Source organism: Bradyrhizobium sp. S3.12.5 (genome assembly GCF_040548225.1).
Lineage (GTDB): Bacteria > Pseudomonadota > Alphaproteobacteria > Rhizobiales > Xanthobacteraceae > Bradyrhizobium > Bradyrhizobium cytisi.
In genome coordinates this window covers 75,485-87,707 of sequence record NZ_JBEPRF010000022.1, presented here as the reverse complement: position 1 = coordinate 87,707, position 12,223 = coordinate 75,485, and the positions used below count along the sequence as shown (strand labels likewise).

Below are 12,223 nucleotides of genomic sequence, written 5' to 3'. Positions count from 1 at the left end.
CGCCGTTGCCGGAGAGAGGGTGTGCCGCTTGTCGGAATGGAGATACGTCTAGTGCGACGTGATCTGGTGGGGGAGATCATCCGGCTCGTTGAGCTCGCTGTTGGCCGTCGAGGCCTCCAGCGCCGCCATCCGGAACAGATAGGCCAGCGTCGCCAACCCGGTGTCTTCGGCCATCTGCGCCAGCTCGAGCGCCATGTCGGACATGTAGCCGAGATTCTCGTCCTTGGTTTGCGCCATGATCTGGCTGTCTCGCATCATGTTCGACATCTCAGGCGCTCTTTCGTTGCGCGGCGGTGCGGCCGCAGAGGTTGGCGTGGGCGACGGCATCCAGACGCGGGCCGTCCTGACGCACGACCGAAGCCATGCCGACACGATCATGCAGGGAATCGACCGTCTCCTGACGAACGTCGATGGTGGCCGCCATGGTCCAGGCTTTCTCCACGAGCTCCGGCAGACCAAGCGGGGTGACGACGAAGCCGGCCTCATGGAAGCGCGGCAACCACCACGTCTCCATGATCGCGCTGACCTGCGCGATGCCCTGGCTGAGGCAAAACTCCTGCACCGCTGCCATGAGTTGCAGATTGAGAGCTCCGTCGCGGCGGTCGCGTACGACGAAATAGCGCGACCATTCCCAGACCAGCGGATCCGCAGGGCAGCCGCGAATAGCCGCCAGATGCGGGAAGACCTCGCTCATCATCGAGGGCTTGGTCGTCGGGTAGAGCCGGTGGCCGCCAACGACGCGGCGCCCCTCGAGCGCAAGCAGATAGACGGTGTCCTCGTTGTCGTAGGAGTCGATCTCGCGGCAATCCGGTTTGCGCAACGTTTCCCAGTGCCGCTCTTCGACAAAGATGTCGTGACGTAGCCGGAAATGCTGCTCGATAACGTCTTCGTAAAGGTGGCGATTTAGCGCGGTAATTGCATGAATCATGAAAGCCCCCATCTTTCCTCAATGAGGGGCAGCCTCTGCGAAAAGAGGCCGGCTCGGTATTGGGAAATTTCCCAGTATGTCGCTTAGGGACTGATGATCTTGTGGCGGATTGCCAACGCAACCGCATGCGTACGGTTGACCGCTCCCAGTTTGCGCGCGGCGGTTGCAAGATGCTCCTCGGCGGTGCGCTGCGTAATGTGCAGGATCTCGCCGATCTCCCAGGCCGACTTGCCTTGCGAGGCCCAGACGATCACCTCGCGCTCGCGCGGGGTGAGGCGCGTCAACTGATGCGGCGTCGGATCGAGCAGACGGCGAATATGATCGAAGCCATACATCGCCATCAGGTGCAGGGCCGGCTTGCTGCGGGCATTGAGATCGAGATGGATGCCGCCGAGCGAGACGGCCGCCTCATATCCGGTAAGCCCATGAATCGGGACGATGAAGCCGCGCGACATGCGAAAATCGGTGGCGCGGTTCATGACCTCCGCCGCACCCGGATCGAGCTCGGCATTGTAAGGCGCTTCGGACCACTCAAACGGGTTGACCGATTGCCGGCACATCCGCACCACCGGGTCAACGCGGTCATAATTGTTCTCGGTGTACAGGCTGAACCATGCCGCCGGCCAGCGCTTGGCGAGCACCATCTGCGCGAACCGCTGGTCGGGATTCGGCAACCCCGTCACGATGATGGTTTCGAAGCCAAAGCGTCCGAAGGCCCCTTCGAGCGCATTCATTGCGTCCGGAACCCTACGATAGGCTTGCAGCCCTTCGATGAAGTCCAGCGCTTCCCGGCCATAGTCGACGGCGGACATCGGTGCGTTCCCTGACCCTCGCCGCTCCGTATAGCACGTCTTTAGGGGCCGCCTCAATTCGCCGCTTCCGTAGTTTCCCGGTGTGCCATTGGCTCTGCAGATTCAATCTACTTGTGGAGGAAGTGACGTCAAGTTACACCTAAGGCGTCTAGAGCGGGAAAGCCACGATGGAAGACGAGAACATCGCCCTCAACAGCGTGCTCGGCCTGGAATTGAATCGCGTGTTTTTCGCCGTGCGCGATACGGCAAACAAGCAGAAGATCATCGAGTTCGCGCGCGACGTGCTGCAAAGCGAGCGCGACGAGCTCGTTGACAGCGCCTCACCGGAAAACCCTGCGGGCTAGCATGCAGGTCGCAGCAGACGGCGCCGATGCAACCGATCGCGCGACGATGCTTTCAATTTTAGCGCGCTGTTTTTGGTCGAAACACCCTGACTGCGACGTTACCCGTGCTCCTCCGCCTCCACTAAAGTCACACTTGCCGCTGGATGACATCACCGCTGTCGTGAGATGATCGCCGCCACGATCGTCTTTCGGATGCCAAGACCATGATGACTCTGCGCCAGGTTGAAGTGATCCGTGCCGTGATGGTGACGGGCACCATTGGCGGCGCGGCGAAGCTGTTGAACGTGTCGGCGCCGGGGATCAGCCGCCTGGTCAAATACACTGAGCGCTCGCTCGGCATCCGCTTCTTCCAGCGCCAGAACGGCCGCTACTTCCCGACGCCGGAAGCCGAGAACATTTTCGAGCAGATCAACGGCGTCTACAAGAAGGTCGACGACCTCTCCGAGATCATCTCCAAGATCGGCCGCGGCGGATTGTCGGAACTGCGGATCGGCTCGGTGCCGAGCATCTCGCAGGTGATGGTGCCGCGCGCGATCGAGCGCGTCCGCCGCCGCTATCCCGATCTCGGCATCGACATCAACATCCTCAAGCTCGAGGAAGCGATCGACTATCTCATGCTCGGCCGCGGCGAATGCGTGGCGATGAGCTACCGGCTGGAGCATTCCGGCCTCGACTTCATGCCGCTCGCCTCGGGCGAGCTCTATTGCATCGTGCCGCCCGGCCACGAGCTTGCCGGCCGCAAGCAGGTCTCCGCCGCCGAGATCACCCGCTATCCGCTGATCGGCATCGATCCGAACGATCCCTACGGCCGGATCATGGCCGAGATCTTTGCGCGCCACCGCCTCGACTACAACATCACCATCCGTGCGCGCTTCGGCACCACGGTCTGCGCGCTGGTGAAGGCCGGGCTCGGCATTGCCATCATCGACCAGTTCACGGTGGCCCATGGCGGCTATCCCGGGATCGAGCTGCTCAAGATCACCGAGCCGACGCGGTTCGACACCTATATCGCAGTCAAGCGCGGCGCACCGCTGTCGCTCCATGTCGAGTATTTCATCGAGTCGCTCCGTGCCGAGATGCGCGCGGTCGAGCCGTCCCGAGGCAACGGCAAGGCCACTTCAGGGCGTGGACGGAAGAAATAACACTATGTTAGGTTTAACAGATAAATGGGTAATTGTGTTAGGCGGAGGAAAGACTATCGTCCCACTTGGAATTGCGCGAATTTCGCGGCTAATGGCCGGAAATGAACGCATCTCACCAGGCGATAGTGGATCATGTCAAAGCGCGGACCTGCCGCTTCCAAGAAGCTCCTGACCGGCCTGATCGGCGCGCCGATCGCGCATTCCGCCTCTCCCGCCATGCATGAGCGCGCTGCCGAGGCCCTCGGCCTGCGCGGCCATTACCAACTCATCGAGGTCGCCGGCGCTGACGCGACCGCGCTCGGCATGATGCTGGAGGGCGTGCGGCGGCTCGGCTTTGCCGGCGTCAACGTGACCTTTCCCTACAAGGAAGCGGTGGTCCCGCTGCTCGACGAGCTGGCGCCGGCTGCGGCCGCCATGGGCGCGGTCAACACCGTCGTCGTCAAGGACGGTCGCCTGATTGGCCACAACACCGACACCACGGGCTTTGCGCACGCCGTCACGCCGCTGCTGGCGCCCACCGGAAATGCGGTTGCCGTGATCGGCACCGGCGGCGTCGGCAAGGCGATCGCCTTTGCGCTGGCGAGCCTGAAGGTGGCTGACATCCGCATCTTCGACAGTGAACCGGCGCGGGCCGAAAGACTCGCCGCGCTGCTCGCCAAACAGGGTGGCGCCAGGGTGGCCACGAGTGTCGAGGACGCGCTCGACGGCGCAACCGGCCTCGTCAACGGCACGCCGGTCGGCATGCTCCCGAACCGGGAAACGCCAGTCGCGCCGACGCTGCTGCGTGAAAACCTGTGGGTCGCCGACGCCGTCTATTCGCCGCTGATCACACCGCTCCTTGCCGCAGCGCAAGAGAAGGGCGCGCGGATCATGACCGGGCGCGAGCTTGCGATCTACCAGGCTGCCGACGCCTTCGAACTGTTCACGGGCCTTGCCCCCTCGACCGAAGTCATGGGAGAGGCTTTTGACGCCGTGATGGCCGCGCGCAGCGCCGCCTATCAGGCAGCTTGAGGCGAAGCGGCCGGACACAAGGCCGCGGGCAACATCAAAATCAATAAATGGGAGGAGAGACCATGAAATCGACCCTATTGGCGGGCGCCCTGCTTGCCTTCGCCGCTGCAGCCGGTGCCCACGCGCAGGCAATCAAGCTCGCCGACGTCGCCGAACTGTCAGGTGGCGGTGCCACCGTCGGCACCAATTGGAAAAACGGAATCGACCTCGCGATCGAGGAGATCAACGCCAAGGGCGGCGTGCTCGGCCGCAAGCTCGAGGTCACCCATGCCGACTCGCAGTCCAACCCCGGCGTGGCGCGCGCGCAGGTGCAGAAGGCGCTCGACGCCGAGCCCTATGTGCTGCTCGGACCCGGCTATTCCGGTTCGGTAAAGGTGACCGCCCCGCTCGCAGCCGAAGCCGGCATCGCCCAGATCATGGGAGGCGAAGCCGCCGAGCTGACCCAGGCCGGCAACAAGTTCCTGTTCCGCACCTCGTTCGGCCAGCAGTCCTCGATGCCGAAGGTCGCAAAGTACATCCACGACGACATGAAGGCGAAGTCCGTCGCGGTGGTCTGGGTCAACAATGACTTTGGCCGCGGCGGGCGCGACGTCGTGGTCAAGGAGCTGGAGCGGCTCGGCTGCAAGGTCGTCGCCGATCTCTCCACCGAGGCGGGCCAGGCCGATTTCGCCGCCGACGTCGGCAAGATCAAGGCCGCCAACCCGGACGCCGTGTTCGTCTATCTCAACGAGGAAGAGAGCGCGCGTATCCTCAAGGAGCTGAAGCGCCAGGGCGTCACCGCGCCGCTGATGGGTGAGACCACGCTGATCGGCCAGAAGGTGATCGAGCTCGCCGGCGATGCCGCCAACGGCGCGCGCGGCCATGTCGGCCTCACCACGGATGCCCCGGTCGACCTGATCAAGGGATTCCGTGACCGCTTCTCGAAGAAGTACAATTACGTTCCCGATCATAACGGCCTGAAGGGCTATCTCGCCGTCTACATGGTGAAGGCCACCACCGAGAAGATGGGCAAGATCGATTCCAAGGCCTTCGCCGACACGCTGCATGGCCTGACCATTAAGGCCGCGGACGAGCCGGGCATTTTGATGGACGTCACCTTCGATGCAAACGGCGACATCGACCGGCAGAGTTTTCTGGTCGAGGTGGTCGAAGGCAAGCAGGTCGTGAAGCAGGTGCTGCCGAAGATGAAGTGAGGTGCTTCTTTTCTCTCCTTCCCGGGGAGTTCTTCTCCCTCGCCCCGCTCTTCGCGGGGAGAGATCTTTCGTCTCCCTCTCCCCGCCCTTCGCGGGGAGAGGGCGGGGTGAGGGGCTGCTTCCGCGGGTACAGTGAGAATTGAGTTCGCGGAGACAGCCCCTCACCCCAACCCTCTCCCCGTAAGAACGGGGCGAGGGAGAAGAAAGAGAGACGGGGGAGACGGAGACGACATAGCAGGACGAGGGACACGCGAGGCAATAATGTCCAATCTGTTCGATCTTCTGGTCGCGGGACTTGCCACCGGCGCGATCTACGCGCTGGTCGCGGTTGGCTTCACGCTGCTGTGGCAGACCTCGCAGACCATCAATTTCGCACAAGGCGAGTTCGTGATGCTGCCCGCGTTCTTGATGCTGGCGGCGATGCATGTCGGCGCACCGTTCTGGCTCGCGATCATCCTTGGTATCCTCCTGTCGATGATCCTGCTTGGGCTGGCCTTCAAGATACTGCTGGTCGATCCGATGATGCGCCATGGCGTGCTGCCGCTCGCGATCGCGACCATGGCGCTGGCGATCGGCATCAAGGAGGCCGTCAAGCAGTTCTTCAGCGCGGAGGCCTCGCCCTTTCCGTCGATCGTGCCGACCGGAGACATCTCCATCCTCGGCCACGCCGTGTCGCTGCAGAGCATCGGCGTCCTCGTCGTCGCCATCCTTGCCGTGTTCGGCCTGACCACGCTGCTCAACCGTACCTCGCTTGGCCACCAGATGCAGGCGGCAGCCCAAAACCCAACCGTTGCGCGCATCATCGGCGTGCCGGTCGAGCGTATGATCCTGCTAACCTTCCTGATCAACGCCTTCCTGGTCGCGCTGGCTTCGCTGCTGATCACGCCGATCTATCTGGCAAAGTTTTCGAGCGGTGAAGTGTTGGGCCAGGCTGCCTTCATCGCCGCGATCGTCGGCGGCTTCAACCAGGTGCGCGGTGCGATCGCCGGCGGCCTGTTGATCGGCGTGCTCGACAATCTCGCGGCATCCTACGTCTCGACGCAATACCGCGCGGCCGTGCCGCTGGTCTTCCTGATCGTGGTCATCCTGTTCCGGCCGCAAGGACTGCTCGGCCGCCCCGAGGAGCGCACGGTATGAGCGGCTTCGCCAAACCCCTGAAGATCGCGCTCGGCCTCATTGTCATTGCCGGCCTGATCGTCATTCCCATGAACTTCAACCGCTACGGCCTGTTCATCCTGAGCCAGTGGGCGGTGATGACCATCGCCGCGATGGGCCTCAACCTCACGCTCGGCTATGCCGGGCAGGTTTCGCTGGCGCAGGGCGCTTTCGTCGGCATCGGCGCCTATGCGGCCGCGATCATGACGACGCATGGCTGGCCGCTGCCGGCTGCCATTGTCGTCGCGATCGCCTTAAGCTTCGCGGTCGGCTGGGTGCTCGGCTATCCCGCGCTGCGCGTGCAGCACCACTACCTCGCCTTCGTCACGCTTGCCTTCTCCACCCTCGCCTTCCTGGTGTTCCGCAACGAGAGCTGGCTCACTGGCGGCATCTACGGCATCTCCAACATTCCGCGGCCGCATGTCTTCGGCATCGCGACCAACAAGCCGCTGCCATTCTACTATATCTGCCTCAGCTCGCTCGCGATCGTGTCCGTCGCGGTCTGGTGGCTGATTCGTTCGCCCTGGGGCCGCGCCTTCATGGCACTGCGTGAAAATCCGCTGCGTGCGCAATCGCTCGGCATCGATACCCGCCGCTACACGCTGATGGCCTTTGCGATCGGCTCGGCGCTCGGCGGCGTCGCCGGCGCGCTCTATGCACCGCTGACGCAATATATCGACCCGGTGCCGTTCAACCTGTCGCTGTCGCTCGATCTCCTGATGATGGTGATCGTCGGTGGCGCCGGCTTCTATTTCGGCCCGTTCCTCGGCGCGATGATCGCGGTGCTGCTGCCGGAATGGCTGCGCTTCACCGAAGGGTATTATCTGATGCTCTACGCGATCGCAGTGATGGGACTTCTGATCTGGTCGCCGACCGGCATTTTGGGAATTCTCGACCGCACTATGGCCGCACGGCGCACCAAGGCAGCCTCCGCGCTGCGCGCCGTCGCCAAGTCCCGCCTGGAGACGGCGCAATGAGTGCGGTCCTCGAAGTCACCGACATCAAGAAGAGCTTTGGCGGCATTACCGCGGTCGACGGCGTCTCGTTCGATGTTCGCGAGGGCGAGATCCTCGGCCTGATCGGCCCGAACGGCTGCGGCAAATCCACCCTGTTCAACTGCATCCTCGGCCAGCTCACGCCATCAGGCGGCGAGGTCAAGCTCGACGGCAAGGTCGTCACGGGCTTGCGCCCCTCCGAGCTCAACAAGCTCGGCGTCAGCCGCACCTTCCAGCTCCTGCAGGTCTTTCCAAAACTCTCGGTGCGCGAGAACCTGATCCTCGCAGGCCAAGAGCATCAGGGCAACATGGCCTCGCGCCTCGTCGGCCGCTCCGATGCCGGGTTGACTGATACCGCCGACCAGATGATCGGCTTCTTCAAGCTCGATCATCTCGCAGCAGAGCCTGCCGGCGGTCTCTCCTACGGCCAGCAGAAGCTGCTCGACGCTGCCATGGCCTTCATGGGCGGGCCGCGCCTGGTGCTGCTCGACGAGCCCGCCGGCGGCGTCAATCCGACGATGCTGTCGGATTTGAAGGAGCGCCTGGTCGCGATCAACCGCGAGAAGAATGCGACCTTCGTCGTGATCGAGCACAACATGGAGTTCGTGATGTCGCTGTGCTCGCGGGTCATGGTGATGGCGGAAGGCAAGGTCCTGGCGATGGGCCGGCCGGACGAGGTCCGGAAGAACCCCGCCGTGATCGAAGCCTATCTCGGACATTAGGGAAAGCGAGCCATGAGCGATCCGATCCTCTCGGTTCACAACCTCGTCGGCGGCTACGGCAAGATGACGATCCTGAACGGCACGACGTTTTCGGTGCCGCCGGCGACCATCACCACGATCATCGGCCCGAACGGCGCCGGTAAATCCACCGTGTTCAAGGCGATCTTTGGCCTGCTCAAGCTGCGCGAAGGCAAGATCAATTTTGCCGGCCGCGATGTCAGCAATTTGAGCCAGCGCGCGCTGCTCAACGCCGGCATCTGCTATGTGCCGCAAGGCCGCAACATCTTTCCGGAACTGTCGGTCCGCCACAATATCGAGCTCGGCGGCGTCGCGGCAGGCAAGGACATCGACCTGCCGACGCGCATCGAGGCCGCGCTCGACCTGTTCCCCGCGCTGCGCCGCAAGTCGGCACAGCAGGCCTCGACGCTCTCCGGCGGCGAGCAGAAGCAGCTTGAGATCGCCCGCTCGCTGTTGCTCGAACCAAAGCTCGTGCTGGTCGACGAGCCCTCGATCGGCCTATCGCCGCTGATGGTGCAGCAGACCTTCGATATTCTGAAGAGCCTGCGTGAGCGCGGCGTCACCGTCCTGATGATCGAGCAGAACGCGCGCTCGGCGCTGGAGATCTCGGATATCGGCATCGTGCTGGAACTCGGCCAGACCCGCATGGTCGACAAGGCTGAACGCATTTTAAACGATCCGCGCATCGGGCAATTGTTCCTGGGTGGCGCCATGGAGGAGAGTGCGGCATGAACAAACGCTCCATTGCAACAGTCTCACTCAGCGGGGCCCTCGACGAAAAACTTCGCGCCATCGCGTCCGCCGGCTTCGAGGCGGTCGAGATCTTCGAGAACGACCTGCTGTCGTTCGGATCAGGCCCGCGCGACATCGCAAGTCTCTGCAAGGACCTCAATCTCGATATCTGCGCATTCCAGCCTTTCCGCGATTTCGAGGGCATGCCGGAGCCGCAGCGCTCGCGCAATTTTGCCCGCGCCGAGCGCAAATTCGATCTGATGCAGGAGCTCGGCACCGATTTGCTGCTGATCTGCTCCAATGTCTCCCCTCACTCGCTCGGCGGTATCGACCGCGCAGCCGATGATTTTCGCGAGCTCGGTGACCGCGCCGCCAAGCGGTCTTTGCGCGTCGGCTACGAGGCGCTGGCCTGGGGCCGCCACGTCAACGACTACCGCGACGCCTGGGAGATCGTGCGGCGCGCCGATCATCCCGCGATCGGCGTCATCCTCGACAGCTTTCACGCGCTGGCGCCGGGCTTCCCGGTGCGCGCGATGGCCTCGATCCCCGGCGACAAGATCTTTCTGGTGCAGCTGGCCGACGCGCCAAAGCTCGAGCTCGACATCCTGTCGTGGAGCAGGCACTTCCGCTCCTTCCCCGGTCAGGGCGATCTGCCGGTCGGCGAGTTCATGCAGGCGATCGCGGCGACCGGCTATTCCGGGCCGTGGTCGCTGGAGATCTTCAACGACCAGTTCCGCGCCGGCTCGGCGGCGCAGACCGCGGTGGACGGCCTGCGCTCGCTGATCCTGTTGCAGGACCAGCTCGCCCCGGATTGGCCAAAGCTCGTCGGCGAGCCCCTGGCGCCGAAGGCCAAGAGCAGCGGCACGGGCTTCATCGAGTTCGCCGTCAACGAGACCAAGGCCGGCGAGCTCGCGCATCTGTTTTCACAGCTCGGCTTCCGCAGAAGCGGCAAGCATCGCAGCAAGGCGGTGGAGCGCTGGTCGCAGGGCAAGGTCGAGCTCGTGATCAATTGCGAGACCGACGGCTTTGCGCATTCGCATTACGTCACGCACGGTCCCGGCGTTTGCGCCATCGCGCTCGACGTCGACAATGCGGGCCTTGCCATGCAGCGTGCCGAGACGCTGAAGGCGCGCACCTTCTACCAGCCGGTCGGACCGGGCGAGCTGGAGATCCCCGCGATCCACGGCGTCGGCGGCAGCCTTCTTTATTTCCTCGACCAGGCCGGCAAGAACTGGGACACGGATTTTGCGCCGATTGCGAGCGATACGAGCGCGGATGCGCTGCTCGCCATCGACCACATCGCGCAGTCGATGCCTTATGACGAGATGCTGTCCTGGCTGCTGTTCTACACCGGCATCCTCGACCTCAAGCGCCTGCCGCAGATGGAGATCGCCGACCCCCGCGGCCTGGTGCAGAGCCAGGCCGTCATCAACGGCGACCAGAGCCTGCGCTTCGTGCTCAACGGCTCGTCCGCCAACCGCACGCTGCCGGCGCGTTTCATCTCGGAGTTTTTCGGCTCAGGCGTGCAGCATGTCGCGTTCGCGTGCGAGGACATCTTTGCCACCGTCGCCGCGATGCGCGCGCGCGGCGCGGACTTCCTGGATATTCCGGATAATTATTACGACGACATCGAAGCCAAATACGATCTCGCGCCCGATGTCATGGCAAAGCTCCGCGCCAACCACATCCTCTACGACCGCGAGGGCGACGGCGAATTCTTCCAGGTCTACACGCACATTTTTGATGAGCGGTTCTTCTTCGAGATTGTCGAGCGACGCGATTATCGGGGGTTTGGCGCGCCGAATGCGGGGATCAGGTTGGCGGCACAGGCCCGTGAGGTGCGGCCCGTGAGCATGCCGCGGATGTAGGTCTCACCCTCTCCCCGTTCTTACGGGGAGAGGGTGGGGATAGAGCTCATTTCATCGTGCACTTGTCGTGGAAGCGATCCTGGTCGTTCTCAACGATCGTCGCCACCGTCTTCAGCGAGAGCTGGCCTTCGGCGTCCTTGACGACGTCCTGCAGATAGAAGCTCTGCACCGGGATGTGGTTGTTGCCGTATTTGAAGGCGCCGCGCAGCGATTTGAAGTTGGCCTTCTCCATCTCGGCCTTCATCGCGTCCTTCTTGCTGGTGTCGCCCTTCACCGCGACAACCGCACTGTTGATGAGCTGGGCCGCGTCATAGGCTTGCGCGCCGTAATAGGTCGGACGCAGGCCGGTGTACTTCTTGCGGTAGTCGGCGACGAAGCGCTTGTTCTGCTCGCTGGGCAAATCGTTCACCCACTCCTGCGCACCGGGAACGCCGAGCGCGTTCTCCTTCTGCAGCGGCAACGACAGCTCGTCGACGGTGAACGCCGTGTAGAGCGGCATCGTGCTCTTCAGGCCGGCCTGCGCATATTGATTGAGGAACTGCACGCCGGCCGGACCGGGATAGAACACGAAGATCGACTCGGCGCCCGAGGCGCGCGCCTTGGAGAGCTCAGCGGAGAAGTCGAGCTGGCTCGGCCAGACCGTGTATTCCTCGCCCTTGACCTCACCCTTGAACGTGCTCTTCACGCCCGCGAGCATGTCCTTTCCGGCCGCGTAGTTCGGGCCGATCAGAAACACGCTCTTGACGCCCTTCTGGTTCATGTAGAGGCCCATGGCGGCGGGCGTCTGGTCGTTCTGCCACGAGGTCGAGAACACGTAGGGCGAGCACAAATCGCCGGCGAGCTGCGACGGGCCCGCGTTGGCCGAGATCAGGAAGGTCTGCGAGTCCACCGCGGTCTTGAGCGAGGCCAAGAGCACGTTCGACCAGATGTAGCCGGCGAGGAAATCGACCTTGTCGGATTGCACCAGCTTCTCGGTCTTCTGCTTGCCGACGTCAGGCTTCTGCCCGTCATCCTCGTAGATCACCTCGACTGGCTTGCCGTCCATCTTGCGGCCCATGTGGTCGAGTGCGAGCTCGAAGGAGTTGCGCATGTCGTTGCCGATCACGGCGCCCGGTCCGCTGAAGGTCGAGACGAAACCGATCTTGATGGTGTCGCCGGCGAATGCCTGATTTGCCAGCACCAGCGCCGCCGCGCCCGCCAGCCAGAATGCCATCTTCATAACCATTCCCCTCCTTATTATTGAACCCGGAAACGGGGTGATCGCCGCCCGGGTCTGTCTCTATTGAACGCAAAATCTGTCGGG

Annotated in this window: 13 protein-coding genes; 9 read left to right on the top strand and 4 right to left on the bottom strand. The window is 63.3% G+C overall.

From position 1 onward, the window contains the following. Window positions 1–48 precede the first annotated feature (48 nt). From ABIC09_RS28435 to ABIC09_RS28425, 3 genes are all read right to left on the bottom strand, one after another. On the bottom strand, window positions 49–267 hold the full coding sequence (locus ABIC09_RS28435) for a hypothetical protein (RefSeq protein ID WP_354031496.1): 219 nt from the start codon (window positions 265–267) through the stop codon (window positions 49–51). Between the two features lies 1 nt (window position 268). Continuing rightward, the gene (locus ABIC09_RS28430; RefSeq protein WP_187434809.1) at window positions 269–928 is read right to left on the bottom strand and encodes an acyl-homoserine-lactone synthase; all 660 of its coding nucleotides are present in this window, start codon (window positions 926–928) and stop codon (window positions 269–271) included. An 83-nt stretch (window positions 929–1,011) separates the two neighbouring features. Further along, complete coding sequence (locus ABIC09_RS28425) at window positions 1,012–1,740, bottom strand: helix-turn-helix transcriptional regulator (RefSeq protein ID WP_354031494.1); 729 nt, start codon at window positions 1,738–1,740, stop codon at window positions 1,012–1,014. Window positions 1,741–1,907: 167 nt separating this feature from the next. Here ABIC09_RS28425 and ABIC09_RS28420 point away from each other — a divergent pair, with 167 nt between their 5' ends. The 9 genes from ABIC09_RS28420 (at window position 1,908) to ABIC09_RS28380 (ending at window position 10,920) form a co-directional block, all read left to right on the top strand. Next, window positions 1,908–2,084 carry a hypothetical protein gene (locus ABIC09_RS28420; protein ID WP_354084251.1) on the top strand — a complete coding sequence of 59 codons (177 nt, stop codon included), beginning with the start codon at window positions 1,908–1,910 and terminating at the stop codon, window positions 2,082–2,084. A 203-nt stretch (window positions 2,085–2,287) separates the two neighbouring features. After that, a complete protein-coding gene (locus ABIC09_RS28415) occupies window positions 2,288–3,226 on the top strand; it encodes a LysR family transcriptional regulator (protein WP_354031493.1) in 939 nt (312 codons plus the stop codon). Between the two features lie 132 nt (window positions 3,227–3,358). Beyond that, window positions 3,359–4,237 (top strand): shikimate dehydrogenase, encoded by an 879-nt coding sequence (locus tag ABIC09_RS28410; protein WP_354111313.1) that lies wholly within the window; start codon window positions 3,359–3,361, stop codon window positions 4,235–4,237. A 62-nt stretch (window positions 4,238–4,299) separates the two neighbouring features. Then, window positions 4,300–5,430 (top strand): ABC transporter substrate-binding protein, encoded by a 1,131-nt coding sequence (locus ABIC09_RS28405; protein WP_354111312.1) that lies wholly within the window; start codon window positions 4,300–4,302, stop codon window positions 5,428–5,430. A gap of 261 nt (window positions 5,431–5,691) precedes the next feature. Next, on the top strand, window positions 5,692–6,567 hold the full coding sequence (locus ABIC09_RS28400) for a branched-chain amino acid ABC transporter permease (RefSeq protein WP_148751000.1): 876 nt from the start codon (window positions 5,692–5,694) through the stop codon (window positions 6,565–6,567). Then, complete coding sequence (locus tag ABIC09_RS28395) at window positions 6,564–7,562, top strand: branched-chain amino acid ABC transporter permease (RefSeq protein ID WP_148751001.1); 999 nt, start codon at window positions 6,564–6,566, stop codon at window positions 7,560–7,562. The genes ABIC09_RS28400 and ABIC09_RS28395 overlap by 4 nt, the downstream gene beginning before the upstream one ends. After that, a complete protein-coding gene (locus ABIC09_RS28390) occupies window positions 7,559–8,302 on the top strand; it encodes an ABC transporter ATP-binding protein (protein ID WP_148751002.1) in 744 nt (247 codons plus the stop codon). Before ABIC09_RS28395 ends, ABIC09_RS28390 begins: the two co-directional genes overlap by 4 nt. 12 nt (window positions 8,303–8,314) lie before the next feature. Then, on the top strand, window positions 8,315–9,052 hold the full coding sequence (locus ABIC09_RS28385) for an ABC transporter ATP-binding protein (protein WP_148751003.1): 738 nt from the start codon (window positions 8,315–8,317) through the stop codon (window positions 9,050–9,052). After that, window positions 9,049–10,920: a bifunctional sugar phosphate isomerase/epimerase/4-hydroxyphenylpyruvate dioxygenase family protein gene (locus ABIC09_RS28380; protein ID WP_354111311.1), complete on the top strand. Its 1,872-nt coding sequence runs from the start codon at window positions 9,049–9,051 to the stop codon at window positions 10,918–10,920. Before ABIC09_RS28385 ends, ABIC09_RS28380 begins: the two co-directional genes overlap by 4 nt. A gap of 46 nt (window positions 10,921–10,966) precedes the next feature. Here the strand turns inward: ABIC09_RS28380 and ABIC09_RS28375 are convergent, their stop codons facing one another. Next, window positions 10,967–12,139, bottom strand: coding sequence for an ABC transporter substrate-binding protein (locus ABIC09_RS28375; protein ID WP_354111310.1), 1,173 nt, complete (start codon window positions 12,137–12,139; stop codon window positions 10,967–10,969). Window positions 12,140–12,223: the final 84 nt, after the last annotated feature.

Bases quoted from the DNA above. Each gene is read 5' to 3' on its own strand.
- ABIC09_RS28435 (WP_354031496.1), bottom strand. From the start codon at position 267: ATGTCGAACATGATGCGAGACAGCCAGATCATGGCGCAAACCAAGGAC.
- ABIC09_RS28430 (WP_187434809.1), bottom strand. From the start codon at position 928: ATGATTCATGCAATTACCGCGCTAAATCGCCACCTTTACGAAGACGTT.
- ABIC09_RS28425 (WP_354031494.1), bottom strand. From the start codon at position 1,740: ATGTCCGCCGTCGACTATGGCCGGGAAGCGCTGGACTTCATCGAAGGG.
- ABIC09_RS28420 (WP_354084251.1), top strand. From the start codon at position 1,908: ATGGAAGACGAGAACATCGCCCTCAACAGCGTGCTCGGCCTGGAATTG.
- ABIC09_RS28415 (WP_354031493.1), top strand. From the start codon at position 2,288: ATGATGACTCTGCGCCAGGTTGAAGTGATCCGTGCCGTGATGGTGACG.
- ABIC09_RS28410 (WP_354111313.1), top strand. From the start codon at position 3,359: ATGTCAAAGCGCGGACCTGCCGCTTCCAAGAAGCTCCTGACCGGCCTG.
- ABIC09_RS28405 (WP_354111312.1), top strand. From the start codon at position 4,300: ATGAAATCGACCCTATTGGCGGGCGCCCTGCTTGCCTTCGCCGCTGCA.
- ABIC09_RS28400 (WP_148751000.1), top strand. From the start codon at position 5,692: ATGTCCAATCTGTTCGATCTTCTGGTCGCGGGACTTGCCACCGGCGCG.
- ABIC09_RS28395 (WP_148751001.1), top strand. From the start codon at position 6,564: ATGAGCGGCTTCGCCAAACCCCTGAAGATCGCGCTCGGCCTCATTGTC.
- ABIC09_RS28390 (WP_148751002.1), top strand. From the start codon at position 7,559: ATGAGTGCGGTCCTCGAAGTCACCGACATCAAGAAGAGCTTTGGCGGC.
- ABIC09_RS28385 (WP_148751003.1), top strand. From the start codon at position 8,315: ATGAGCGATCCGATCCTCTCGGTTCACAACCTCGTCGGCGGCTACGGC.
- ABIC09_RS28380 (WP_354111311.1), top strand. From the start codon at position 9,049: ATGAACAAACGCTCCATTGCAACAGTCTCACTCAGCGGGGCCCTCGAC.
- ABIC09_RS28375 (WP_354111310.1), bottom strand. From the start codon at position 12,139: ATGAAGATGGCATTCTGGCTGGCGGGCGCGGCGGCGCTGGTGCTGGCA.